Annotated in this window: 24 protein-coding genes; 9 read left to right on the top strand and 15 right to left on the bottom strand. The window is 69.1% G+C overall.

All coding sequences use genetic code 11. The annotated features are described in order from the left end of the window. Positions 1 to 11 precede the first annotated feature (11 nt). Positions 12 to 575: a TetR/AcrR family transcriptional regulator gene (locus tag CFP71_RS31005; protein ID WP_093937502.1), complete on the top strand. Its 564-nt coding sequence runs from the start codon at positions 12 to 14 to the stop codon at positions 573 to 575. Here the strand turns inward: CFP71_RS31005 and mce are convergent. Further along, complete coding sequence (mce, locus tag CFP71_RS31000) at positions 569 to 1,018, bottom strand: methylmalonyl-CoA epimerase (RefSeq protein WP_093937501.1); 450 nt, start codon at positions 1,016 to 1,018, stop codon at positions 569 to 571. The genes CFP71_RS31005 and mce overlap by 7 nt on opposite strands. 131 nt (positions 1,019 to 1,149) lie before the next feature. On the opposite strand from mce, the gene CFP71_RS30995 reads away from it, so the two are divergent. Then, positions 1,150 to 2,331, top strand: a complete 1,182-nt coding sequence (locus tag CFP71_RS30995; RefSeq protein ID WP_093937517.1) for an acetyl-CoA C-acetyltransferase — start codon at positions 1,150 to 1,152, stop codon at positions 2,329 to 2,331. 5 nt (positions 2,332 to 2,336) lie between these two features. Further along, positions 2,337 to 3,305, top strand: a complete 969-nt coding sequence (meaB, locus tag CFP71_RS30990) for a methylmalonyl Co-A mutase-associated GTPase MeaB (protein WP_093937500.1) — start codon at positions 2,337 to 2,339, stop codon at positions 3,303 to 3,305. A gap of 259 nt (positions 3,306 to 3,564) precedes the next feature. Here meaB and CFP71_RS30985 read toward each other — a convergent pair whose 3' ends face one another. Further along, positions 3,565 to 3,909, bottom strand: a complete 345-nt coding sequence (locus CFP71_RS30985; RefSeq protein ID WP_093937499.1) for a beta/gamma crystallin domain-containing protein — start codon at positions 3,907 to 3,909, stop codon at positions 3,565 to 3,567. Positions 3,910 to 4,024: 115 nt separating this feature from the next. After that, on the bottom strand, positions 4,025 to 4,612 hold the full coding sequence (locus CFP71_RS30980) for a hypothetical protein (protein ID WP_093937498.1): 588 nt from the start codon (positions 4,610 to 4,612) through the stop codon (positions 4,025 to 4,027). 146 nt (positions 4,613 to 4,758) lie between these two features. On the opposite strand from CFP71_RS30980, the gene CFP71_RS30975 reads away from it, so the two are divergent. Continuing rightward, positions 4,759 to 5,439: a peptidylprolyl isomerase gene (locus CFP71_RS30975; RefSeq protein WP_093937516.1), complete on the top strand. Its 681-nt coding sequence runs from the start codon at positions 4,759 to 4,761 to the stop codon at positions 5,437 to 5,439. Positions 5,440 to 5,484: 45 nt separating this feature from the next. Here the strand turns inward: CFP71_RS30975 and pdxR are convergent, their stop codons facing one another. Beyond that, a complete protein-coding gene (gene pdxR, locus CFP71_RS30970) occupies positions 5,485 to 6,864 on the bottom strand; it encodes a MocR-like pyridoxine biosynthesis transcription factor PdxR (RefSeq protein WP_093937497.1) in 1,380 nt (459 codons plus the stop codon). Positions 6,865 to 6,910: 46 nt separating this feature from the next. Here pdxR and CFP71_RS30965 point away from each other — a divergent pair, with 46 nt between their 5' ends. Then, the gene (locus CFP71_RS30965) at positions 6,911 to 7,375 is read left to right on the top strand and encodes a carboxymuconolactone decarboxylase family protein (protein ID WP_093937496.1); all 465 of its coding nucleotides are present in this window, start codon (positions 6,911 to 6,913) and stop codon (positions 7,373 to 7,375) included. Continuing rightward, positions 7,372 to 8,115: an isocitrate lyase/PEP mutase family protein gene (locus CFP71_RS30960; protein WP_093937495.1), complete on the top strand. Its 744-nt coding sequence runs from the start codon at positions 7,372 to 7,374 to the stop codon at positions 8,113 to 8,115. Before CFP71_RS30965 ends, CFP71_RS30960 begins: the two co-directional genes overlap by 4 nt. Before the next feature lie 63 nt (positions 8,116 to 8,178). Here CFP71_RS30960 and CFP71_RS30955 read toward each other — a convergent pair whose 3' ends face one another. The 6 genes from CFP71_RS30955 to CFP71_RS30930 form a co-directional block, all read right to left on the bottom strand. Then, complete coding sequence (locus CFP71_RS30955) at positions 8,179 to 9,807, bottom strand: solute symporter family protein (protein ID WP_093937494.1); 1,629 nt, start codon at positions 9,805 to 9,807, stop codon at positions 8,179 to 8,181. Then, on the bottom strand, positions 9,804 to 10,145 hold the full coding sequence (locus CFP71_RS30950) for a DUF485 domain-containing protein (protein WP_093937493.1): 342 nt from the start codon (positions 10,143 to 10,145) through the stop codon (positions 9,804 to 9,806). Before CFP71_RS30950 ends, CFP71_RS30955 begins: the two co-directional genes overlap by 4 nt. A gap of 66 nt (positions 10,146 to 10,211) precedes the next feature. Beyond that, positions 10,212 to 11,945 carry a sodium/solute symporter gene (locus CFP71_RS30945; protein ID WP_093937492.1) on the bottom strand — a complete coding sequence of 578 codons (1,734 nt, stop codon included), beginning with the start codon at positions 11,943 to 11,945 and terminating at the stop codon, positions 10,212 to 10,214. Beyond that, the gene (locus tag CFP71_RS30940) at positions 11,945 to 12,292 is read right to left on the bottom strand and encodes a hypothetical protein (RefSeq protein WP_093937491.1); all 348 of its coding nucleotides are present in this window, start codon (positions 12,290 to 12,292) and stop codon (positions 11,945 to 11,947) included. The genes CFP71_RS30945 and CFP71_RS30940 overlap by 1 nt, the downstream gene beginning before the upstream one ends. Then, a complete protein-coding gene (locus CFP71_RS30935; RefSeq protein ID WP_093937490.1) occupies positions 12,289 to 13,059 on the bottom strand; it encodes a LytR/AlgR family response regulator transcription factor in 771 nt (256 codons plus the stop codon). The genes CFP71_RS30940 and CFP71_RS30935 overlap by 4 nt, the downstream gene beginning before the upstream one ends. After that, on the bottom strand, positions 13,056 to 14,102 hold the full coding sequence (locus CFP71_RS30930; RefSeq protein WP_167406337.1) for a sensor histidine kinase: 1,047 nt from the start codon (positions 14,100 to 14,102) through the stop codon (positions 13,056 to 13,058). Before CFP71_RS30930 ends, CFP71_RS30935 begins: the two co-directional genes overlap by 4 nt. A 71-nt stretch (positions 14,103 to 14,173) precedes the next feature. Here CFP71_RS30930 and CFP71_RS30925 point away from each other — a divergent pair, with 71 nt between their 5' ends. Continuing rightward, a complete protein-coding gene (locus CFP71_RS30925; RefSeq protein WP_244199906.1) occupies positions 14,174 to 14,650 on the top strand; it encodes a hypothetical protein in 477 nt (158 codons plus the stop codon). 94 nt (positions 14,651 to 14,744) lie between these two features. Here the strand turns inward: CFP71_RS30925 and CFP71_RS30920 are convergent, their stop codons facing one another. Genes CFP71_RS30920 through CFP71_RS30900 form a run of 5 tightly spaced genes read right to left on the bottom strand, consistent with a single transcriptional unit; the run spans position 14,745 to position 19,623 of the window. Beyond that, positions 14,745 to 15,734, bottom strand: a complete 990-nt coding sequence (locus CFP71_RS30920; protein WP_093937489.1) for an ABC transporter substrate-binding protein — start codon at positions 15,732 to 15,734, stop codon at positions 14,745 to 14,747. A gap of 31 nt (positions 15,735 to 15,765) precedes the next feature. Next, the gene (locus CFP71_RS30915; RefSeq protein WP_005167811.1) at positions 15,766 to 16,827 is read right to left on the bottom strand and encodes an ABC transporter permease; all 1,062 of its coding nucleotides are present in this window, start codon (positions 16,825 to 16,827) and stop codon (positions 15,766 to 15,768) included. Next, positions 16,824 to 17,588: an ATP-binding cassette domain-containing protein gene (locus CFP71_RS30910; protein ID WP_093937488.1), complete on the bottom strand. Its 765-nt coding sequence runs from the start codon at positions 17,586 to 17,588 to the stop codon at positions 16,824 to 16,826. The genes CFP71_RS30915 and CFP71_RS30910 overlap by 4 nt, the downstream gene beginning before the upstream one ends. Further along, positions 17,585 to 18,640, bottom strand: coding sequence for a class I mannose-6-phosphate isomerase (locus CFP71_RS30905; RefSeq protein ID WP_093937487.1), 1,056 nt, complete (start codon positions 18,638 to 18,640; stop codon positions 17,585 to 17,587). Before CFP71_RS30905 ends, CFP71_RS30910 begins: the two co-directional genes overlap by 4 nt. Beyond that, positions 18,637 to 19,623 (bottom strand): LacI family DNA-binding transcriptional regulator, encoded by a 987-nt coding sequence (locus tag CFP71_RS30900; RefSeq protein WP_039919926.1) that lies wholly within the window; start codon positions 19,621 to 19,623, stop codon positions 18,637 to 18,639. The genes CFP71_RS30905 and CFP71_RS30900 overlap by 4 nt, the downstream gene beginning before the upstream one ends. 284 nt (positions 19,624 to 19,907) lie before the next feature. On the opposite strand from CFP71_RS30900, the gene CFP71_RS30895 reads away from it, so the two are divergent. Next, positions 19,908 to 22,295: a GH92 family glycosyl hydrolase gene (locus CFP71_RS30895; RefSeq protein ID WP_093937486.1), complete on the top strand. Its 2,388-nt coding sequence runs from the start codon at positions 19,908 to 19,910 to the stop codon at positions 22,293 to 22,295. A gap of 203 nt (positions 22,296 to 22,498) precedes the next feature. After that, on the top strand, positions 22,499 to 22,864 hold the full coding sequence (locus CFP71_RS30890) for a DUF3817 domain-containing protein (RefSeq protein WP_093937485.1): 366 nt from the start codon (positions 22,499 to 22,501) through the stop codon (positions 22,862 to 22,864). The last annotated feature ends 41 nt before the right edge of the window (positions 22,865 to 22,905 follow it).

The following is a 22,905-nucleotide window of genomic DNA, read 5'->3' as shown; positions in this document are numbered from 1 at the left end:
GAGGAAACGGCGTGAAAGAGGATTCGGCGAAACAGCGCATCCTGCGGGCCGCGGAGGCGCTGTTCGCCGAATCCGGTTTCGACGCCACGCCCACGTCACGGATCGCCGAGCGGGCAGGCGTGCCCAAGGGCCTCGTGCACTACTACTTCCGGCGTAAGTCGGATCTGCTGGCCGCGCTGGTCGCCGAACTGCCCGACGCGCGGATCGAACCGGCTGTCGTGGTGGTGCCCGGCGATCTCGCGGGCAGCCTGCGCGGCCTCGTCGTGGAACTGGACAGGCGGTTCAACCGGTCCTTGGCGCTGTCACACCTGCTGTGGCGCGAGGCCGACACGCACCGCGCGGTCCGCGACGCGCTGGCCGAACGGTTCCAGCAACTCGTCCGGCAGGTGAAGGCGGTGATCGTGGCCGCGACCGGCGGCAACCTCGCGATCGCCGACGTCGATTCGGCGTCCGGGCTGCTGGCGCGGGCGGTCAGTCATCGTCACGCGACGGCGCGGCACAACGAGGACGGCGACCCCGCCGAGATCGATCGCGAGGTCGCCTTTATCGCCGAAGCCCTGACCCGGGGTCAGTGACCGTCTTTCGCCGGCTCGACCAGTTCCACCAGCACGCCACCGGCGTCCTTGGGGTGCACGAAGTTCACCCGGCTGTTGGACGTTCCGCGCTTCGCCTCGTCGTAGAGCAGCCGGAGCCCCTGCGCGCGCAGGGCCGCGGCGGCGGCGTCCACATCGGACACTCGGTACGCCAGCTGCTGCAACCCGGGGCCGCTCTTCGCGAGGAACTTGCCGATCGCGGAATCGTCGCGCAGCGGCGCGAGGAGCTGGATCGCGGTCTCCGTCCCGGCCGTGCCCGGCGCGCGGAGCATCGCCTCGCGGACACCCTGCTCCTCGTTGACCTCCTCGTGCGCGACCTCCAGGCCGAAGTGCTCGGCGTGGAAGGCGATCGCGGCGTCGAGGTCGGGCACCGCGATGCCGACGTGGTCGATGGCGGTCACGAACGGTTTCAGCGCCTGGTTCATGCAGAGCAGGATAGGTCCGCGGGCGGGCGAACCGGCGTGCGCCGCCTCACACTGGCTCCATCAAGACGCCCGTGACCCGGGTATGGTCGCGAAGACCCCCTTTGCCCTTGCGCCGATGCTTGGAGGACGCCGTGTCCGGTTCCGTGATCCTGGGTGCCGCCCGTACACCGATCGGGCGACTGCTCGGTTCCCTGAAGGACTTCTCGGGCGCGCAACTCGGCGGATTCGCCATCAAGGCGGCGCTGGAGCAGGCCGGGGTCTCCCCGGACGCGGTCCAGTACACGATCATGGGCCAGGTGCTCACCGCCGGCGCGGGCCAGATCCCGGCCCGCCAGGCCGCGGTCGCCGGCGGCATCCCGATGACCGTCCCGGCGCTGACCATCAACAAGGTCTGCCTCTCCGGTCTCGACGCCATCGCGCTCGCCGACCAGCTCATCCGCGCGGGCGAGTTCGACCTGATCGTGGCGGGCGGCCAGGAGTCGATGACCCAGTCGCCGCACCTGCTGCCGAAGTCCCGCGCGGGCTTCAAGTACGGCGACACCACGCTCGTCGACCACATGGCCTACGACGGTCTGTTCTGCGCCTTCGACCAGGTCGCGATGGGTGCTTCGACGGAGAAGTACAACAGCCGCTACGGGCTCACCCGTGAGCAGCAGGACGAGTTCTCCGCGCGTTCGCACCAGCGCGCCGCCGCCGCCATCGAGGCGGGCCGGTTCGACGCCGAGATCGCGCCGGTGTCGATCCCGCAGCGCAAGGGCGACCCGGTCGTCTTCTCGAAGGACGAAGGCGTCCGCGCCGACACCACCGCCGAAGGTCTCGCGAAGCTGCGCCCGGCCTTCGCCTCCGACGGCACCATCACCGCCGGCTCGGCCTCGCAGATCTCCGACGGCGCGGCCGCGGTCATCGTCGCGAGCAAGGCCAAGGCCGAGGAACTGGGCCTGACCCCGCTCGCCGAGATCGGCGCGCACGGCGTGGTCTCCGGCCCGGACGCCAGCCTGCACGAGCAGCCGTCGAACGCGATCCTGGCCGCGCTGGCCAAGGAGAAGCTGACCGCCGACGCGCTCGACCTCGTCGAGATCAACGAGGCGTTCGCCGCCGTCGGCCTGGTTTCGGCCGAAAAGCTCGGCCTCGACCCGGAGAAGGTCAACGTCGACGGTGGCGCCATCGCCCTCGGTCACCCGATCGGCGCGTCCGGCGCGCGGCTCGCCGTGCACCTGATCCACGAACTCCGCCGTCGCGGGGGTGGCCTCGGCGCGGCCGCCCTCTGCGGTGGTGGTGGCCAGGGCGACGCGCTGCTGCTCCGCGTCCCGTAAAGCCCTTGCCGGTACAGCTGGACATCGACGAACTGGTCGGTCGCGCGCGGGACGGCGTCCCCCGCGCGATCGCCCGGTTGCTGTCGCTGGTCGAGGACGCCCATCCGCGGTTGCCCGAGGTCGCGGCGAAGCTGACGCCGCACACCGGTAACGCGCGGGTGGTCGGGCTGACCGGTCCGCCCGGTGTCGGCAAGTCGACATCGACGTCCGCGCTGCTCACGGCCTTGCGGGCGCAGGGCCTGCGGGTCGGGGTGCTGGCGATCGACCCGTCGTCGCCGTTCTCCGGCGGGGCCTTGCTCGGCGACCGGATCCGGATGACCGAACACGCCACCGATCCCGGCGTGTTCATCCGTTCGATGGCCACGCGCGGGCATCTCGGCGGGCTTTCGTGGGCGACGCCGCAAGCGGTCCGTGTGCTCGACGCGGCCGGGTTCGACGTCGTGCTGATCGAGACCGTCGGGGTCGGGCAGTCCGAAGTGGACGTCGTGAAACTGGCCGACACCACGGTGGTCCTGCTCGCGCCCGGGATGGGTGACGGGATCCAGGCGGCGAAGGCGGGCGTGCTGGAGATCGCGGACGTGTTCGTGGTCAACAAGGCGGACCGGGAGGGCGCGGACGCGACCGTCCACGACCTCAAGCAGATGATCTCCTTGGTGCGCCGGGAGATCCGCGGCCCGAGCTGGCGTCAGCCGATCGTGCGAACGGTGGCCTCACGCGGGGAGGGGGTCGACGACGTCGTCCGCGCGCTGGGCGAGCACCACGACTGGCTGGTCCAGCGCGACGAATTGCCCCGGCGCCGCGCGGCACGGGCCCGTGACGAAGTCGAGGCGATCGCCGTGCAGCGGTTGCGCGCGGAGATCGTCGACCTGCGCTCCGGCGACAGGCTCGCCGAACTGGCCGAACGCGTGGTGGCACGGAAGCTCGATCCGTTCGCGGCGGCCGAAGAATTGATCAGAGATCTTCGCGGCTCGTGAGTGGTAAGGACGGTTATTGGGATGTAGGTCAAAGGTGGCGTGTTCAGTCGCTCGCCCGCACGGTCGGCCTCGGGGTGTTGCGAAAGCCACTTTCGCAACCTTCAACGTTGCGAAAGTGGCTTTCGCAACGCGTCCGGGACCCCGCCTGGCCCCACGAGGACCGCAAGACCTGAGGTGAAGGGGACTTTGGGCTCGTGCGATGAGGGGAAAGTCCCCTTCACCCCGCTGACCACCGCCGGACACCGGTCCGCGAAGGCCTTTAGAGGATTTCGATGACGCGGACCTTCGGCGGACGATTCGGGAAACTGATGTCGGTCCACCGGTTGATTCTGACGTCGGAACCATTGCTGTCGTAATAGATGAGGTCGTTGTTGCCGGTGTAGATCCGGTCGATCCACCAGCCGCCGAAGCTGATCCTGCCCCGGTTGGCGTAGCAGTCGACGCTGGAACTCCCGCCGAGATGCGACCAGATCTTCAGGAAGTTCTCGCCGTCCCGGCACGGGATGTGATCGATGGCGAACGAGGTCCCGGTCGGCACGAGCAGGCTGAACGCGGCGGCAGCGGCGGCCGCCACGGCCAGGACGCGTTTCTTGAGCGAGGGCACGGAATTCTCCTTCAGTCGTGGAAAGGAGGCTGTGCTTCGAGCATCCCGATCACCGGAGGAGCATGTCAATTTCCCGGTACGCCGGGACAGGCAACTCTGGTCTTACGGGCAGCGGTCAGAATTCGACGTACATCTTGATGTCGCCGAAGTCGCTGTCGAGGTTGTCCAAATGGCTGACCGCGTCCTCTTTCCAGACCTCGAGCTGGTTGGTCTCGCCGTAGGTGAGCTCTTCGCCGGCGGCGACCTTGTTGGCGTAGTTCGTGATCGTGACGGTCTGCCCCCGGCAGAACTCGACGCGTTCCAGGAACCTGTCGGCCATGTCGGGGTCGAAGACGCGGCCCATCCGGACGTAGCCGTTGTTGATGTGCTCCTCGCAGTAGAAGTGCGCCGCGGCGGAGGCGACCCACTCGGTCAGCGACGGCTCGCGAGGCGGCCACTTCTCGCGGACGTGCGACTTGATCTCCCTGGCGAGCCGGACGACGCGGCGCCGTTCGAGGTCGGTCAGCCCGTCCTCCCGGCGGAAGTCGAGGATCATGTCGTCGACGACCTTGGCGAGCCTGAGCATGCGCGGTTTGTCGAGTTCGGCCGGTTTCTCCGGCGACAGCCCCGCCATGACCCTCTCGTGCACCAGGACGTACTGCGTGTACGCGTAGAGGAAGGTCAACGCGTTCAGCTGCCATTGGTGTCGTTCGGCGATCTCCACGGCTCCGACCCTAACCGCGCACCTACTTCCGGACCTGTGTGAGCGGCGGGGATTCACCCTATGCTCTCCTCTTCGTCCACGGCTGGGAGGCAGGAACCGTGCAGAGGATCGCGAAAGTCTTTGTCGCAGTGCTGGGCGCCGGGCTGATGCTCGCGGCCGGTACCGGAACGGCGTCCGCGGAGGGGACGCCGCCGAAGGTCACGAAGGGGCCATGCCAGTACACGGCGACACCGGACGACCCGGCCGTACGCCCGGTCCCGCTGCCGCCGGACCCTCGTCGCACGCCGAGCCGGGGCAAGGTGCCGGTGCAGGTGAAGACGAACCAGGGCAAGATCGACCTGACCCTCGATCGGGCGAAAGCGCCCTGCACGGTGCAGAGCTTCCTGCACCTGGCGACGCACCGGTTCTACGACCGCACGACGTGCCACCGGCTGACGTCGTATCCGACGTTGAAGGTGCTGCAGTGCGGTGACCCGAGCGGCACCGGCGAGGGCGGCCCGGGCTACAAGTACAAGGACGAACTGCCCGTCGGCCTGCCGCCCGCGCCGACCGACCCGACCGGCGAGCGCAAGGTGTACTCGCGTGGCGTCCTCGCGATGGCCAACGCGGGCCCGGCGACGAACGGGAGCCAGTTCTTCGTCGTGTACGGCGACTCCGCGCTGCGCCCGAACTACACGATCTTCGGCACCGTCGGTCACGAAGGCCTCGAAACCCTCGACGACGTCGCCGCCGGCGGGATCAAGCCGACCCCGGAGAACCCCGCGCCGGTGGACGGCGCCCCCGTCCTGAAGACCGACATCCTGCGGGCGCGCCCCTGGTTCTGCTAGGCGAACCCCTCGCAAGTACCGCATCCAGAGGACGAAACGCGGGAGTCAGGTAACCTCGAAGATGGCCTCGCGCAAGGCCTGGGTGGCGCCGCCGAAAGCGTGCTTCGCGGCGGCGCCGTACCCGATGATGAGCCCTTCGCGCCGGGGCTCGCCGATCCAGTAGCCGCTGAGGCCTTCCAGTCCGATCGCGCGACGGCGGCAGGCGGCGATCACCTCCATTTCCCGGGGGAGCTCGTCGGGGAACTGGAGTACCAGGTGCAGGCCGGCGGAGATCCCCTGCGGCAGCACGGAATCCGGCAACGCCGCGAGCAGCCGGTCCCGCCGGGAGCGGTACTCGATGCAGCAGCGGCGGATGTGCTGGTCGTAGGCGCCGGAGTCGATCAGCTCGGCCATCGCCAGCTGGTCCAGCAGCGCGGGCCGGGCGCCGCTCGCGGCCATCTCCGCGCGCACCGGCTCGACCAGGAACCGCGGCAGCACCATCCACCCCAGGCGCAGCGACGGCGCGAGCGTCTTGCTCGTCGTCCCCACGTAGACGACCCGTTCGGGTGCCAGCGCCTGGAGCGCGCCGACCTGCTGGTGATCGAACCGGAACTCGCCGTCGTAGTCGTCCTCGATGACGACGGCGCCGGTCTCCTCCGCCCATCGGGTGAGTTCCGCGCGTCGTCGAGGGGCGAGCGTGACACCCAGCGGGTACTGGTGCGCCGGGGTGACGACGACCGCCGGACTGTCCAAAGCGGACACCGTGATCCCGTGGTCGTCGACCGGGACGCCGACCACCCGGGGACCGTTGGCGGCGGCGATGTTCCGGTAGATGTGCAGCGACGGGTTCTCGAAGGCGATCTCGTCCGCGCCGCGCGCGTGAAGGACCCGCGCCAGGATCGCGATCGCGTGCGAGAACCCGGAGCACACCAGGATGCGCTCGGGGTCGGCGACCACGCCGCGGCTTCTCGCGAGGTACGCGGCGAGCGTCTCCCGCAGCTCCGTCGCACCGGACTCGGCCGTGTAGTCGAACGCCGACATCGGCGCCCGGTGCAGGGCCCGGCGGGTCGCCGCGAGCCAGGCCGACCGGGGGAAAGTGGACAGGTTCGGCCTGCCGGGGCGCAGATCCCAGCGGGGTGCCGGGTCGCGGGGGACCGGTCTCGGCGGTGACGCGGGCAGCGCGCCCGCCGTCGCGACGCGGGTCGGGGCGCCCTGCGCGGTCCGCAAGTACCCCTCGGCCGCGAGATCGGCGTAGACGCGGGTGACCGTTCCCCTCGCGACCCCGAGGTCCTGCGCCAGCGCCCTGGTCGAGGGCACCGCGGCGCCCGCCTGCCAGCGTCCTTCCCGGATGGCCGCGCGGATCGCCGTGGCGAGCCCGGTCCGGCCGCTTTCGGGCCGCCAGTCCAGATGGACGTCTATTCCCGAACTGGACCAAGATTCTGCCATGTGACTGGACCATACTCGTGGGCCAGTCGCCGCTAGATTCGCAGGTATGACCGAGCGAATCCACCTGGGCAAGCGAGTGCCCGAGATCTACCAGGCCATGTCGAAACTGCAGGCCGAAGTCGAAAAGGCCGCCGCCAACGCCGGTGTCGACCAGAAGATCCTCGAACTGGTGAAGATGCGCGCCTCGCAGATCAACCACTGCGCCTTCTGCCTCGACATGCACTCCCACGAAGCGGTGCAGCAGGGCGAGTCGCCGCGGCGGCTGTACGTGCTGCAGGGCTGGCGCGAGACCGAACTCTTCACCGAGCAGGAGCGCGCCGCGCTGGCGCTCACCGAGGCGATGACCAACGTCGCCACCCTCCACGACGTCCCGGACGACGTCTACGAAGAGGCCACCCGGGTCTTCGACGAGGCGCAGTACCGCGCGGTCGCGTGGGAGGTCATCGCGATCAACAGCTGGAACCGGATGTGCGTGACCAGCCACGCGCCGCTGCCCGAGCGCGCCGAATGACCGCCGCGCGGCTGCGGGAACTGCACGTCGCCGGCGAGCCGCTCCTCCTGCCGAACGCTTGGGACGCCGACAGCGCGCGTCTCGTGGAGGCCGCCGGTTTCCCCGTCGTGGCGACGAGTTCGCACGCCGTCGCCAAGGCCCTCGGGTACGACGACGGGGAGAACGCGCCCATCGACGAGATGTTCGCCGTGGCGGCGAGGATCGCGCGGGCGGTCTCGGTCCCGGTGACCGTCGACGCGGAAGGCGGGTACGGGCTCGAAGCGGGAGAACTCGCGACGAGGCTGGCCGAGGCGGGTGCCGTCGGCTGCAACTACGAGGACACCGATCACGCGAACGGGGGGCTTCGGCCGTTGGACGCGCAGGCGGACCTGATCGCGGAACTGCGCGAGGCCGCCGGTGACGCGCTGGTGATCAACGCCCGCGTCGACGTCTTCTTCGGTGCGGCCGACGAGCAGGCCGTGCTGGAGGACGGGATCGCGCGGGCCAAGGCGTACTTCGAGGCCGGGGCGGACTGCGTGTACCCGATCCTGGTGAAGTCGCCGGACGTGCTCGGCGAGTTCGTGAAGGCTGTCGCGCCGGGGGCGGTCAACGCCGCGCCGATGCCGGGAGGCCCCGACCTCTCCGCGCTCGCCACCCTGGGGGTGGCGCGGATCTCGCTGGGCACCGGGCTGTGGCAGTCGGTCCGCGCCGACCTCCGGGCGAAACTCACCGGACTCGCGGCGGGGGAACTGCCTTACTAGGGGAAGTGGGAACCGGGACGGTGCGGCCGGGGGCGTCGGATGCCGGTCGCACCGTCCCGGCGATCAGTGGGCGACGGCCTTTTCGGCGCCCGCGCCGGTCAGCGACCGGACTTCCATCTCGGCGTACTTCTTCTGGTTGTGCTCCTTCGACAGCACGGTGCCGAGCCAGCCGAGGAAGAAGGCGACCGGGATCGAGACGATGCCGGGGTTGTCGAGCGGGAACCAGTGGAAGTCGACGCCCTGGATCATCGAGGCGCTCTTCCCGGTCTTCGGGTCGACGGGCTTACCCGAAACCGCCGGCGAGAAGACGATCAAGAGGATGCAGACCGCGAGCCCGCCGTAGATGCTCCACAGCGCGCCCTGGGTGTTGAATCGCTTCCAGAACAGCGAGTAGAGGATGGTCGGCAGGTTCGCCGACGCCGCCACCGCGAACGCCAGCGCCACGAGGAACGCGATGTTCTGCCCGTTGGCGAGGATGCCGCCCAGGATCGCGACCGCCCCGATCACCAGCGCGGTGATCCGGGCGACCTTCACCTCCGAAGCCGGTGTCGCCTTGCCCTTCTTGATCACGTTGGCATAGACGTCGTGCGCGAAGGACGCCGACGCCGTGATCGTCAGCCCGGCGACCACCGCGAGGATCGTCGCGAAGGCGATCGCCGCGATCAGGCCGAGCAGGATCGGGCCGCCGAGTTCCAGCGCCAGCAACGGCGCCGCCGAGTTCACGCCACCGGGCGCGGCCTTGATCTTGTCCGCGCCGACCAGCGCGCCGGCGCCGTAGCCGAGTACCAGGGTGAACAGGTAGAAGACACCGATCAGGCCGATCGCCCAGACTACGGAGCGACGGGCTTCCTTCGCCGTCGGCACGGTGTAGAAGCGCATCAGGACGTGCGGCAGGCCCGCGGTGCCGAGCACCAGCGCGATGCCGAGCGAAAGGAAGTCCAGCTTGGTGGTGCCGGTCTTGCCGTACTGGTTGCCCGGTCCGAGCAGGGCTTCACCGGCCTTGCCCGCCTTGTCCACGGCGCCTTGCAGCAGCGAGGAAAGGTTGAAGCCGTACATGCCGAGCACCCACAGCGTCATCGCCAGCGCGCCGACGATGAGCAGCGCCGCCTTGATGATCTGGACCCAGGTGGTGCCCTTCATGCCGCCGATGAGCACGTAGGCGATCATGATGATGCCGACGATCACGATGATCACGGCCTGCCCGGCCTTGCTTTCGATCCCGAGCAGCAGCGCGACGAGGCCACCGGCACCCGCCATCTGCGCCAGCAGGTAGAAGAACGAGACGGCCAGGGTGGACGTCGCCGCCGCGGCCCGCACCGGGCGCTGCTTCATCCGGAAGGCCAGGACGTCGCCCATGGTGAACTTGCCGGTGTTGCGCAGCAGTTCCGCGACCAGCAGCAACGCGACCAGCCACGCCACCAGGAAGCCGATGGAGTAGAGGAAACCGTCGTAGCCGTAGACGGCGATCGCGCCCGCGATCCCGAGGAACGACGCGGCGGACAGGTAGTCGCCCGCGATGGCGACGCCGTTCTGCGGACCGGTGAACGCGCGGCCCGCGGCGTAGTAGTCCGACGCCGTCTTCGTGTTGCGGCTGGCCCGGAACACGACGAACAGCGTCACCACCACGAAGAGGCCGAAGATGGTGATGTTGAGTGCGGGGCTGCTGCCCTCGACTCCGGCGGCGAGGGTCATTTGGCCTCACTCTCGATGTCCGTACGGATCTTTTCCGCGATGGGGTCGAGTTTCTTGTTCGCGTAGCGGACGTAGAGCCACGTGATCACGAACGTCGAAACGAACTGCAGCAGACCGAAGACCAGGCCGACGGTGATGTTGCCGACCAGCTTCGTGCTCATGAAGCCGTGCGCGTAGTCGGCGAGCAGCACGTAGAGCAGGTACCAGACGAGGAACAGCGCCGAGACGGGGAACACGAACCGGCGCAGTCGCGAGCGCAGTTCCTTGAACTCGGGGCTGTCGTGGGCCTTGTCCCAGTCCACGTCGGGCGGACCCTGAGTGTCCGTTTCGGTACTCATCGTGTCTCCTCGTGCCGCGAATGTGTTCCGCGACACGTTAAGGAGGGGGAATGGCGACCGGAACCTTCAGCGGTTCAAACGCCTGCCGAGACGACGAACGGTCGACGAACGGTGGTCGGACCACGACGAAGGGGTCTCGGCCGTGCGATCGTCCAGATGCAGCCGCAGCATGGCGGCCGTCGACCAGGCCGGTGGCCTGCCCCGCCAGGAAACCACGATCATTACGCCGAATGCCAGTGGTACCGACCATGGCGCGGGCTGCGACACCAGGATCGCGGGCAGGCCACTCAGTCCGGGGACGAACAGTGCGACGAGGATCGAGCCCGAAGACGCGACGAGTCCGGTGAGGACACCGCTGATCGCGCCCGCCGCGGTGAGCCGGTTCCACCAGATGCCGAGCACCAGCAACGGGCAGAACGTCGACGCGGCCACGGTGAAGCCCCAGGTGACGAGGACGCCCGCGTCCAATCTGGCCGACGGCAGCGCGAGCAGGACCATCACCGCCGCGGCCCCGAGCACCGACCAGCGCAGTCTCCGCAGGCCGCCGGGAGCCAGGTCGTGCGCGATCGCGCCGGAGATCACCAGCAGCAGCCCGAGCGACGTCGCCAGGAACGCGGCGAACGCGCCCGCCGTCAGCAATCCGGTGAACAGCGACCCCGCCCAGCCGTCGTCGACCTGCGCCGGCAGCGCGACGACGACGGTGTCCGTCGCGCCGGAGACGTACAGTTCCGGCACCAGCACCCGGCCGAGGACGCCGTAAACCCCGGGGAACAGGTAGAAAACGCCGAGCAGGGCGACGGTGATCGCCGCCGTCCGGCGGGCGGCGCGGCCGTCCGGGCTGGTGTGGAAGCGCATCAGGACGTGCGGTAGGCCCATGGTGCCGAGCATGGTCGCGATCAGGATCGCCCAGGTGCCCAGCAGCGGATAGCCGTGGTCGCCGAGGTCGAGCAGCGGGCGCTGCCAGTCCGGCCCGCCCAGCGGGGCACCGCCCCGGACGGCGGGAACCGGTGTGCCCGCGGCGAATTCCAATGTCTCGCCGCTCCTGGCCACCAGCTCTCCCGGCGGCACGACATGCTTTTCCGGGGTGAGCAGGGTGGTCGGCTCGCGCAGGGTCAGTGTCACGTCGATCTCGAAGGACAGGTTCGTGTCGCGGGCGAAGTGGGTGAACTCCACCGGACGCACCGACGCCGCTCGTTCCTCCGGGGAGACCTGGGAGACCAGCCAGATCGCGGGAACGAGGAACAGCAGCAGTTTCAGCACGAACTGGAACGCCTGGACGTAGGTCGCCGCGCGCATCCCGCCGAGTGCCAGTGTCGCGCTGACGGCGGTGCCCGCGATGACGACGCCGACCCAGTACGGCGTCCCGCCCACGGCGGTCAGCACGAGCCCCGCGGTGCGGAATTGCGGTACCAGGTAAAGGGTTCCGATCACGAGGACGACGAACGCGGCGAGCCGGCGCAGCGCGGGGGAGGCGAGCCGGGCTTCGGCGAAGTCGGGCACGGTGAGCGCGCCGGAACGCCGCATCGGCGCCGCGACGAGCACCAGCATCGCGATGTACCCGGCGGTGAACCCGACCGGGTACCAGAGCGCGCCGATGCCGTCCTTCACCACCAGCCCCGCGACGCCGAGGAACGACGCCGCGGACAGGTACTCGCCGGAGACCGCGGCGGAGTTGACCAGTGGCGAGATCCGGCGCGAGGCGACGAGGAAGTCCGACGTCGTGCGCATGGCGGCGACGCCGCGCAACCCGATCAAGAGAGTGACCAGCACGACCGGGGCCACCGCGAAGGCCGCGACCATCAGTCGTCCTCGATCTTTTCCGCCCGGCGCAACTGCCACCACGAAAGCAGCGCCATGGCCGGGTACGGGAGGATCGCGATCATCAGCCAGGACAGCGGGATTCCCAGCAGCCGTAACGAATCCAGCCCGGGGAACAGCCCGAACACCAGCGGCAGGCCGAACACCAGCCCGAACATCCCGGCCAGCGCGGGGAGCCCGCGGCGGCGCTGGGCGCGATAGAGCCGGTCCGCGCGTTCGGCGTCGCCCGCCGCCAGCCGGGGGACCCGCCAGCGGCCGCGCGCCCGGCGCCGCGAATGCGCAAGCCGGGTCTGCGGGCTGGTGACGGCGACCCGTTTGACGCGGCTCACGCGCGATTCCCCCGGCCCAGCTCACCGCGCTGCGCGGCGGCGAGCAACCGGTCGCGCAGGTCGCGCGCGTGACGGCGGCTCACCGGGACGTCGCCCGCCTCGGTGTGCGCGAGCAGGCCGCCGGTGGTGTCGCTGCGCAGTTCGAGCACCGCGTCCACGGCCAGCAGGAAACCCCGGTGCACGCGGGTGAATCCCGTTCCCTCCCAATACTCTTCGAGCCGGGAGATGGGCATCCGCGTGACGTGGACGCCGGATTTCGTGTGCAGCCGGACGTAGTCGCCGTGCGCCTCGACGAACTGGACGTCGTCGCGCCGGACGTACCGCGTGCGCCCGCCGGATTCTACCGGCAGCGCGGACATCGCGTCGGGCGCGGGCTTCGGCTCGTCGGGCTGGTTGCCCGCCATCCGGACCACTTTGGACAGTGCCGCGGACAGTCGTTCCGCGCGGACCGGTTTGAGCAGGTAGTCGACGGCGCCGATGCCGTACGCGGCGACGGCGTGCCCGTCGTGCGCGGTGACGAACACGATCACCGGTGGCTCGCTGAGCCGCGCCAGCAGCGACGCGAGTTCGAGCCCGTCGAGACCTGGCATGGAGATGTCGAGGAAGACGGCGTCGAAATGGCTGCCCTGCAACATCTTGAGCGCGGTGAGCGCGTCACCGGCCGCGACGGCCTCGGCGACTTCCGGTGCCTCGCGCAACAGGCTGCACAGCTCGTCGAGGGCGGGCGGGACGTCGTCGACCGCCAGCACCCGCAACCCGTTCGTCACGGCAGCACCCCCGGCTGGAATCGGGGCACGCGCACCACGACCCTGGTGCCCGCGCCGGTCTCGGTTTCGACCGTCAGGCCGTACCAGGGCCCGTAGACGCTGCGCAGTCGTCTGTCCACATTGGCCAATCCGACGCCGCCGTCGTCGCCGCGCCCGGCCAGGATCGCCGCCGCACGAGCGGGGTCCATGCCGAGACCGTCGTCCTCGACGCTGATCACGCAGTCGTTCCCTTCCGCCATTCCCTGGACCTGGATGAACCCGGCCTCCGCACGCGGTTCGATGCCGTGCCGGATCGCGTTCTCCACCAACGGTTCCAGCACGAGATACGGCACCGCGACGGCCAGCACCTCCGGCGCGACGCGCACCTGCACCCGGAGTCGTTCGCCGAGCACCGCGCGCTGCAACGCCAAGTAGGTCTCGACGGCGCGGAACTCCTCGGCGACCATCGTGTACTCGCCGTGCCGGGCGAGGCTGTAGCGGGTGTACTCGGCGAAGTCGAGCATCAGGTCACGGGCGCGGTCCGGATCGGAGCGGACCAGCGACGAGATCACGGTGAGCGCGTTGTAGACGAAATGCGGGGAGATCTCGGCCCGCAGCGCGCGCAGTTCCGCCTCCGCCGCCTGCTCGGCGGACGCTTCCAGCCGACCGCGTTCGAGCGCGTGGACGACGAGTTCGGCGGCCTGTCTCGCGACGGCGTTCGTCCCTTCGGTGACCAGGAGGACCCCGGCCAGTTCGTCGTGGACGTGCAGCGGCAGCGCCAGCAGTCCCGGTTCGGACACCGGCGTCTCGGAATGGAGGACCTCGTCGAGCGCCGAGGCCACGACGTCGTCGGCCGCCGGGCGACCGGACCAGAGGAGCGAGCCGGAAAGGTCGGTGAGCCCGAGGCCGGGGACGCCGAACAGCCGGCGTAGGCCGTGGGTGGCGTGGCGGGCGCGGGGTCCGGCGAGGCCGTCCATGAGATCGTCGGAGACGCGCTGGGCGGCGGCGAGCACCGGCACCGGATCCGCGGTCGCCGCGGGACGCCAGGGCAGGCGAGTGGTCATCCGGCCTCCTCCTCGACGTCGAGGATCGAATCCTAACGTCGCTGCGTGGTTTCGCCGGTTACGCTCCGGGCATGGTCCCCGGTGATGCGGTGGTGCTGCGCCTCGACGTCGTGATGCGTCGGCTCGCGGTGGTCGGTTTCGTGGTCTTCGGCGTGGGCGGCGTGGTGGCCGTCGTCGTGTCCCTGACCAGGTCTTCGTACGGGGTGGTGTTCGGCCTGCTCAGCGTGGCTTTCGCGGGGCTGATCCTGCTCGGCCTGCGGCGTTCGGCCTCGGTGCTGACGCTGTCGGCCTCGGGCTTCGCGGTGCCGGGTGTCTTCGAGGTCCGGTGGACCGAGGTGACGCGGCTGCGGGTCTGGCGCGAGAAGCGCCGGGTGGGGCGGTGGATGCACTGGTGGCACTACCGGCTCTCGTGGTCGGGTGCCGGGCCTTCAGCGCTGCTGGAGGACGGTGAGTACGCGTACGCGCTGGGGCACCTTGGTGGGGGCGCTCGGCTTTATGCGGCTCTGACGCTCTTCGCTCCCGCTGGCGTGGTGGAACTCGCCGAGTGAGCGGGGTCCCGGATGTCATGAGGGGTCCCCATGGGACAAGATCTGTCTCATGGGGACCCCTCATGACACTTGGCGCACGTGAACCGAAAGCGCGTCAGCAGCTCTGCTTGTAGAAGTACTGCGCGTTCGCGTCCATGTTCGCCTTGGTGATGGAGTGCAGCGAAGCGGTCAGGTTGCGCGTCACCGGCTTGCCCTCCAGCGCCGCGATGGCCTGCTGCACGCCCTGCTGCCCGATGGCGGCCGGGTCCTGCGCGATGAGGCCCTGGTACTCGCCCTTCTTCAGGCCCTCGATCTCCGACGGCGACGCGTCGAAGCCGATCAGGTTGACCGCGCCGATCTTGCCCGCGTTCCGCAGGCCGGTCGCGGCGCCCTCACCGGTGTTGAGGTTGGTCGCGAAGATGCCGATCAGGTCCGGGGTGGACGCCAGCGCGGCGGTCACCTTGGACGCGGCCTGGTCGGGCTCGTTCTGGGTGAACTGCACGCCCGCCGACTTCAGGTTCGGGTAGTTCTTCAGCTCGTCCTCGAAACCCTTCGCGCGGGTGTTCGTGGTCGAGGTGCCCGCGATGGTGTCGAGCACCAGCACCGAACCGGTCTTGCCCGCGGCCAGTTCCGACATCGTCTTCGCGGCGAGCTTGCCGCCCTCGGCGTTGTCCGAGGAGATCGACGACTCCGCGACGCCGGTGTCCTTCAACGCGGTGTCGACCTCGATGACCTTCGCGCCGCGGGTCTTGACCTGCTGGATCGGCGCGAGCATCGCCTGCGCGTCGGTCGGTGCGATCAGCAGCGCGGCGGGCGGGTTGGAGCCCAGCGCGTTGACCAGCTGGGTCTGCATGGCCGCGTCGAACTTCTGCGGCGCCTGCGTGGTGATCTCGTAGCCGGACTTCTTGGCCTCGGCCTCGGCGCCGCACTGCATCGAGATGTAGAACGGCTCGGCCTGCACACCCGGGATCAGCGACAGCTTCTTGTTGTTGGTCTTCGCGCCGGAGTCGCCCGACGACGACTCGCCGACGGTTCCACCGCCGCACGCGGTCAGCAGGAGGGCCGCGGAAACGGCGGCACCGGTGACGAGCAGGGTCTTCTTCATGGGAGTAGCACCTCTTTGTGCGTAGGGAGAATCAGCGGGAGTTGCGGCGACGACGGCGCCGCTGGTCGAACCAGACCGCGGCGATCAGCACCGCGCCGACCGCGATCATCTGCCAGAAGTCCTGGACCTGCGTGATGTTGAAGCCCTTCTTCAGCACGGCCGGGATGAACACGCCGATGACCGTGCCCAGCACCGACCCGACACCGCCGAAGAGGCTCGTGCCGCCCATCACCGTGGCGGCGATGGCGTTGAGGTTGTCCGTGGTGTGCGCCGAAATCGTCGTCGACGCGTAGTACGCCAGCGAGAGGAAACCGGCGACACCGGCGAGGAAACCGGTGAGCGTGTACACCTTCAGCAGATGCGCTGTCACCCCGATGCCCGCCCGGCGCGCGCCCTCGGCGTTGGAGCCGACGGCGTAGGTGTAGCGGCCGAATTTGGTGGTGTGCAACAGCCACGCGCCGATCAGCGTGATCACCACGGCCACCAGCACCAGGTTCGGCACCCCGCCGAACGACGTCCCGTAGCCGAGCGTCTTGTTGAGCTCGGTCGGCACGCTGCGCACGTCGGACCCGTTGTTCAGCAAGTACGCGGCGCCGAGCGCGGCACCCATCGTGCCGAGCGTGACGATCAGCGGCGGGATGTTCGCCACCGCGATCAGGAAACCGTTGATCAGGCCCCAGATCGTGCCGGCGACGACGGCGGCGAGCAGGCCGACGAGGATGACGTCCCAGCCGGCCTTGGTCGCGTCGCCGCCCGGGCTCATCGCCTCCATCGTCTTGCCCGCCACCATGCCCGCGAAGATCAGCACGGAACCGACCGACAGGTCGATGCCCGAGGTGATGATCACGAACGTCATGCCGACCGAGAGCACCAGCAGCACCGAGGTCTCGATGAGCAGCGTCTGGAAGGTGAACAGCGTCGCGAACTCGGCGGGCGCGATCGCGGTGAACACGATGATCAGCGCCAGCAGTACCAGCGCGATCCAGAACGTGTTGGCCCCGATCAGCCGCTGCCCGATCGACCGCTTGCCGAAACCGCCGTCCACGGAGGTCTGGATTTCGGGGTCCTTCTTCGTCGGAGTGGACACGGTCACGCCGCCTCCTCTTGTACGAGGGCGCCCGTCATCGCGGCGACCAGGTCTTCCAGTTTCGTGTCGGCGCCGGTGAACCGGGCCACGCGCTTGCCGAGCCGCAGCACCTCGATGCGGTCGGCCACCGACAGCACCTCGGGCATGTTGTGGCTGATCAGCACGACGGCGATGCCCTTGTCCCGCACCTTCTTGATCACGTCGAGCACGCGTTCGCGCTGCACGACGCCGAGCGCGGCCGTCGGCTCGTCCATGAACACGACCTTCGAAGCCCAGACGACCGACCGGGCGACCGCGACGCTTTGCCGCTGCCCGCCCGAAAGCGAGCCGATCGGGACGTCGGTGCTCTGCAGCGTCACGCCGAGCCGCTGGAACTCGTCCACGGCCTGGCGCCGCATTTCCTTCTTGTCCAGCATCCCCAGCTTGCCGAGGATCCCCTTGCGGTGGATCTCCCTGCCGAGGAACAGGTTCGCGGCCGGGTCCAGTTCCGGCGCGACCGCGAGGTCCTGGTACACCGTTTCGATCCCCATCTTCCGGGCCGTGGTGGGGGAGTCCAGGTGTGCCTCGGAGCCGTCGAGCAGGATCTTGCCCGACGTCGGCTGCTCCGCGCCGGACAGGCATTTGACCAAGGTGGACTTCCCGGCGCCGTTGTCGCCGATCAGCGCGGTGACCTCACCGGCGCGGGCCTGGAAGGACGCGCCGCGCAGGGCCTCGACCGAGCCGTACCGCTTCACCAGGTTCTGGGCGTCGAGCAGGAGTTCGCTCACGATCGCTCCCTCTTCTCGGGGGCCGGCGGACGGCAGCGGATGACGGTGACGTCGCCCTCCACGCTTGCCTGACCGGCGTCGTGCGGGACCACGTAGGTCTCGCCCTTGCGCAGCGCGTACTCGCCGCCGTGTTCGGTCCGGAGCGTGCCCGAACCGTCCATGACGACCAGCACCGCGAACGACGGGTCGAGTGACAACGTTGTCGACGTGCCGGAAACAGCGGGACGGAGCTGATCCGCGCGGAAGAACGCGTCACTGCCGTCGGCGAGCAGGTCCACAGTGGACGCTGTGTCGCCCGCGGTGCGTTTCACGATCGAGCCGAGGCGTTCCTCGTCCCAGCCCGAGGTGTCCAGCGTTTCGATGGCGGTTTCGAAGCCGATCCCGAGGTGCGCCTTCTCCGGGTTCGCCAGGAAGTCACGCCATTCCAGGGTCAGCGAGAAGTCGGTCGGCTGCTGGAGTTCGACGACGAACACGCCTTCGCCGATCGCGTGCGGCAGCCCGGCGGGGATGTAGACCGTGTCGCCGGGGGTGACCGCGACGCTGTTCAGCGCTTCGAGCATGGCGGGCGCGTCCTGGCTGCGGGCCCATTCGTTGACCGTCGCTTTGTCGACGGTCTCCTTGAAGCCCGGGTAGACGCGGGGGTCGTCGCCGTAGGTGCCGACCACGATCCACGCCTCGGTCTTGCCGAAGTGCGAGTCGAAATGCCGCCGGGCGAACGAGTCCGACGGGTGGAAGTGCACCGGCAGGCGCTGCCCCGCGTCGAGCAGCTTCACCAGGAGGCCGGTCGAATCGCCGAGTGCCTCGACGTGCTTGGCGCCGAGCCACGCGGAAGGGTTCTCGCGGACGGCGTCGCGCAGCCAGACCCCGCTGGGGAGCTTGGTCAGGCCGTTGGTCTCCTGGCCGAACATCGTGGTGGCCGAGCCGACCCAGTCTTCGGGCCCGAACTTGGACTCGGAGGTGGCGCCCCGCAGCGCGGCGATGGCGTCGCCGCCGCGGTAGAACTGCGGCGGCTGGTTCGCCGGCAGGCGGATCGGTTCGAGGTGACCGCTCATGAAGGGGCGACCTCCCCGGAACCGCGGGCTACGAGATGCACGGGCAGAACTACCTTTCTCGGTGCGGATTGATCTCCCTGGACCCGGGCGAACAGCAGTTCCGCGGCCGCCCGGCCCAGTGCGCTCACGTCGTGCGCGATCACGGAGACCGGCGGATCCAGCAGATCCGCCAGTTCGAAGTCGTCGAAGCTGATCATCGCGGGACGCCGGTCGGCGTGCGCCAGCGCGCGCAGCAGGTGCACGGCGACCCGGTTGTTGCCCGCGATGACGGCGGTGGCCGGGTTCGGCCCGGTGAGCAGCCGGCGCACGGCGTCGCCGACGCTCTCGGCCGTCGGGGTCCGCATCACGACGAGGCTCTCGTCGTACGGGATCCCGTTGCGGACGCAGCCTTCCCGGAACCCGCGCAGGCGTTCGCCCGCGGTGAAGATGTCCGGGCTGTCGGCGAGGAACGCGATCCGGCGGTGCCCGTGTTTCACCAGCTGGGCGACCGCTTCGACGGTGCCGCCGATGTTGTCGACCAGCACCGTGTCGGCCACGATGTCGCCGGCGGGCCGGTCGAGGAACACCACCGGCGTGCCGGCGCGCATCTCGGGGACGAGGTACCCGTGCTGCATCCCGGCCGGGACGACGAGGATCCCGTCGACGCGGCGGGAGCAGAACTCCAGCACCAGTTCGCGTTCGCGGTCGGAGTTCTCCTCCGACGAACCGGTCAGCACCTGGCGGCCGAACGAGGTCGCGATCCGTTCGACGGCACGGTTGAGCTCCGAATAGAAGGGGTTTCCGACGTCTTCGACGATCAGGCCGATCGTCCCGGTCGTCGAGCCGCGCCGGAGGTTCCGCGCGCCGAGGTTGCGCCGGAACCCGAGCTGCTCGATCGCCGCCATGACGCGCTCCGCGGTGTCCGGATGGACGGCGGGCTCGTCGTTCACTACCCGCGAGACGGTCTTGATGCTCACGCCCGCGAGCCGGGCCACGTCGCTCATCGTGGCCCGTCGGCTGGTGGTGCGGTGGACGTTGTCCGGTCCGCTGGAAGACAACGTTGTCATAGTGGCGGGAATTGAAACGCGAGTGAAGTGGTGATGTCAATGCCTGGTTTGCCCTGGAGACGCTTTCCGAGGTTGAACCGTTACGGCCGATGCCTCCGCTCCGCCTTTCGCGTGGTCCTTGTCCGGAATCGGACAGGGTTTGACGGACCTCTTGACCGGGTGGTCTGTTCTTGTCGAAGGTGAGCAGGCAGCGACAACGTTGTCAGGAGGCGGCCTTTCCCATGCCTGCACACACTTCGACCCGCGTCGCCGGGTTGCTCACCGCGCTTGTCGTCCCCGCCGGGCTTTTCACGCCCGTCGCGGCGGCGGCACCCGGTGGCGACCCCGTGGACGCGGTCAACACCTTCATCGGCACCAAGGACGACGGCAACACCTTCCCCGGCGCCTCGGCGCCCTTCGGGATGACGCAGGTCAGCCCGATCTCCTCGCATTACGCCGGATACCGCTACGACGACACCGCGATCCGCGGCTTCGGGCACTTCTTCCTGTCCGGCGCGGGTTGCTGGGAGCAGGGCGGTCTCGTGTCGTCCCTGCCCACCACCGGCGCGGTCGGGCCCGGCGCGGCGTTCGACACCACGAAACCGGACACCTTCGACCACAAGAAGTACGCCTCGCCGTACACGCACGAGGGCGAGGTCGGGAAGCCGGGCTATTACAAGGTCCGGCTCACCGGCTACGGCGGCGTCGACGCGGAGACCACCGCGACCACGCGGACCGGCGTCGAGCGCTACACCTTCTCGAAGTCCGGCGACGCCAACGTGTTCGTCAACGTCGGCCAGGCCAACGACAAGGAACCCGTGACGGCGAGCCAGATCCGCGTCGTCGGGGACCGGACTGTCGAAGGAATGGTCGAGTCGCAGGCTTTCTGCGGCGGGAAACCGTACAAGACCTGGTTCACCACGACGTTCGACAAGCCGTTCAAGTCTTTCGGCACCTGGTCGCCGACGGGTGGCACGCCGGGGAAGAAGGAGTCCGCCGGCGGTGAAGGCCTGCGGGGTGCTTGGCTGACCTTCGGCGGCGGGCAGGTCACCGCGACGACGGCGATCTCCCACGTCGACGCTTTCGGCGCCAAGCTCAATCTGGCGTCAGAGAAGAGCCGCTCGTTCGACGCGGTCCGCGACGGCGCCCAGCGGGCTTGGCGCAAGGAACTGTCCTCAGTGGACATCAAGGGTGCGGCGAAGGACGACCGCACGGTGTTCTACACCTCGCTCTATCACGCGCTTCTGCAGCCGCTGACCGGCAACGACGCCGACGGCCGCTACCGCGGGTTCGACGACGAGATCCACCGCGCGCTGGGCTGGACGTACTACGAGTTCTTCTCGTTGTGGGACACCTATCGCACGCAGAACCAGCTGCTCGCCCTCCTGCGGCCGTCACGGGCCAAGGACGTCGCGAAATCCGTGCTCGCCATCCACGATCAGGGCGGCTGGCTGCCGCGCTGGGCGTACGCGAACCAGGAGACGAACACGATGACCGGCGACCCGGTCACCCCGTTCCTGGTCGACCTGTGGCGTTTCGGCGCGCTGTCCGGCCAGGAGTTCAGGGCGTACCAGGCACTTCTGCAGAACTCGCGGGAGATCCCGCCCGCGTCTTCGCCGTTCCAGGGCCGTTCGGGGAACGCGAGCTACCAGAAGGACGGGTTCGTCCAGTACGACAAGGACTTCCCGAAGAAGGGGCAGGACACCGACCCGAACCATGGCGCTTCGGCCACGTTGGAATACGCGCTCGCGGACTGCTCACTGTCCATCATGGCCGCCGGTCTCGGCAAGAAGGACGACGCGAAAGCCCTGTCCGACAAGGGACGCAGCTACCGGACGCTGTGGGACTCGTCGGTGACCGACCGCGGCTTCACCGGTTTCTACCGCCCCAAGGTCACCGGTGGCGACTGGTTCAGCCCGGCGGGCAAGCCGTACACCCCGCAGAGCCCGGACGGGTTCCACGAAGGCACGTCGTGGCAGTACCAGTGGCTGACCCAGCAGGACGTGCCCGGTCTGGTCGAGCGCATGGGCGGCAAGGAGAACGTGGGCAAACGCCTCGACGACTTCTTCGCCTACTCCGATCTGGTCAAGGACCCGGCTAAGACCGTGCGCGAGGAATGGGTCGTCGGGCCGTACAACTACTACAACCAGTTCCGCTACAACCCGAACAACGAGCCGGATCTGCACTCGCCCTGGATGTACACGCTGACCGGGCAGCCGTGGAAGACCTCGGCCGTCGTCCGCGCGGCGCACACGTTGTTCACCAACGCGCCCAACGGTGTCACCGGTAACGACGACCTCGGGACCATGTCCGCGTGGTACGTCTTCAGCGCGCTGGGGTTGTATCCGGCGGTGCCGGGCACCGGGCAGTTCCTGCTCAACGCGCCGCGCTTCGAGAAGTCGGTGGTGCACTTGGAGAACGGCCGCGACATCACGATCAAGGCCGACGGCGCCGACGCGTCGAAGCTGCAGTACGTCCAAGGGCTGGGATCCGGTTCGCAGCGGGCCTACGTCGGCCTGGAACAGCTGACACGAGGGACCACATTGGACTTCAGGCTCACCGGCGATGAGACGAAGGCCACTTGGGCGACCGGCCCGGATGGCGCGCCGAAATCGCCCTGCGCGGGGTGATCCGAGTGGTTTAGACCGGTTCGCACCGGGGGTCGTGAGCAGCATCACGACCCCCGGTGTTCCGGTGAGGGCCGTCACGCCTCACACTGGTATTACCACGTCCGACAGCGCTGTTGACGTCCCTGGCGAGTCCGCCTTGGACAGTGCTCGTCGGACGTAGTCATGTATGTACACGTAGTGGTGAGACCCCACAGGAGGAGAAAGTGTCCAGCAAGGCCGCTCTAGTATTCCGCGTGGCCGCGGTAGCCGAAGCCCTTTCGTGGGCCGGGCTGCTGGTCGGGATGTTCCTCAAGTACGCCGTCAAGCTCGGCGAAGGCGGCGTTCCCGTCCTCGGCATGGTGCACGGCGTCGTGTTCGTCCTCTACGTGCTGGTCTCCCTGTCCGTGGCGAAGCCGCTCGGCTGGCGCCCGAAGACCCTGATCCTCGCGCTGCTCTCCAGCATCCCGCCGCTGTTCACCTGGCTGTTCGAGTCCTGGGCGCTGCGCAACGGCAAGCTGGACGGCCCGCAGCGGCTGTCGCACGGTGGTGTCGGCCTGTTCACCAGGACCCCGGAACCCGCCGCCGCCTGATCTCCGGCAAGTACGTGAAGGCCCCCTTCACTGCGCTAGGC

It is taken from the genome of Amycolatopsis thailandensis, assembly GCF_002234405.1.
In the GTDB taxonomy this organism is placed as follows: domain Bacteria; phylum Actinomycetota; class Actinomycetes; order Mycobacteriales; family Pseudonocardiaceae; genus Amycolatopsis; species Amycolatopsis thailandensis.
This window is presented reverse-complemented; position numbering and strand designations above follow the sequence as displayed.

Excerpts from the sequence above, each read along its gene's own strand:
- mce (WP_093937501.1), bottom strand. The coding sequence starts at position 1,018 with ATGAACCAGGCGCTGAAACCGTTCGTGACCGCCATCGACCACGTCGGC.
- CFP71_RS30975 (WP_093937516.1), top strand. The coding sequence starts at position 4,759 with ATGCTCGCGGCCGGTACCGGAACGGCGTCCGCGGAGGGGACGCCGCCG.
- pdxR (WP_093937497.1), bottom strand. The coding sequence starts at position 6,864 with ATGGCAGAATCTTGGTCCAGTTCGGGAATAGACGTCCATCTGGACTGG.
- CFP71_RS30965 (WP_093937496.1), top strand. The coding sequence starts at position 6,911 with ATGACCGAGCGAATCCACCTGGGCAAGCGAGTGCCCGAGATCTACCAG.
- CFP71_RS30960 (WP_093937495.1), top strand. The coding sequence starts at position 7,372 with ATGACCGCCGCGCGGCTGCGGGAACTGCACGTCGCCGGCGAGCCGCTC.
- CFP71_RS30955 (WP_093937494.1), bottom strand. The coding sequence starts at position 9,807 with ATGACCCTCGCCGCCGGAGTCGAGGGCAGCAGCCCCGCACTCAACATC.
- CFP71_RS30950 (WP_093937493.1), bottom strand. The coding sequence starts at position 10,145 with ATGAGTACCGAAACGGACACTCAGGGTCCGCCCGACGTGGACTGGGAC.
- CFP71_RS30945 (WP_093937492.1), bottom strand. The coding sequence starts at position 11,945 with ATGGTCGCGGCCTTCGCGGTGGCCCCGGTCGTGCTGGTCACTCTCTTG.
- CFP71_RS30930 (WP_167406337.1), bottom strand. The coding sequence starts at position 14,102 with ATGACCACTCGCCTGCCCTGGCGTCCCGCGGCGACCGCGGATCCGGTG.
- CFP71_RS30925 (WP_244199906.1), top strand. The coding sequence starts at position 14,174 with ATGGTCCCCGGTGATGCGGTGGTGCTGCGCCTCGACGTCGTGATGCGT.
- CFP71_RS30920 (WP_093937489.1), bottom strand. The coding sequence starts at position 15,734 with ATGAAGAAGACCCTGCTCGTCACCGGTGCCGCCGTTTCCGCGGCCCTC.
- CFP71_RS30905 (WP_093937487.1), bottom strand. The coding sequence starts at position 18,640 with ATGAGCGGTCACCTCGAACCGATCCGCCTGCCGGCGAACCAGCCGCCG.
- CFP71_RS30900 (WP_039919926.1), bottom strand. The coding sequence starts at position 19,623 with ATGAGCGACGTGGCCCGGCTCGCGGGCGTGAGCATCAAGACCGTCTCG.
- CFP71_RS30895 (WP_093937486.1), top strand. The coding sequence starts at position 19,908 with ATGCCTGCACACACTTCGACCCGCGTCGCCGGGTTGCTCACCGCGCTT.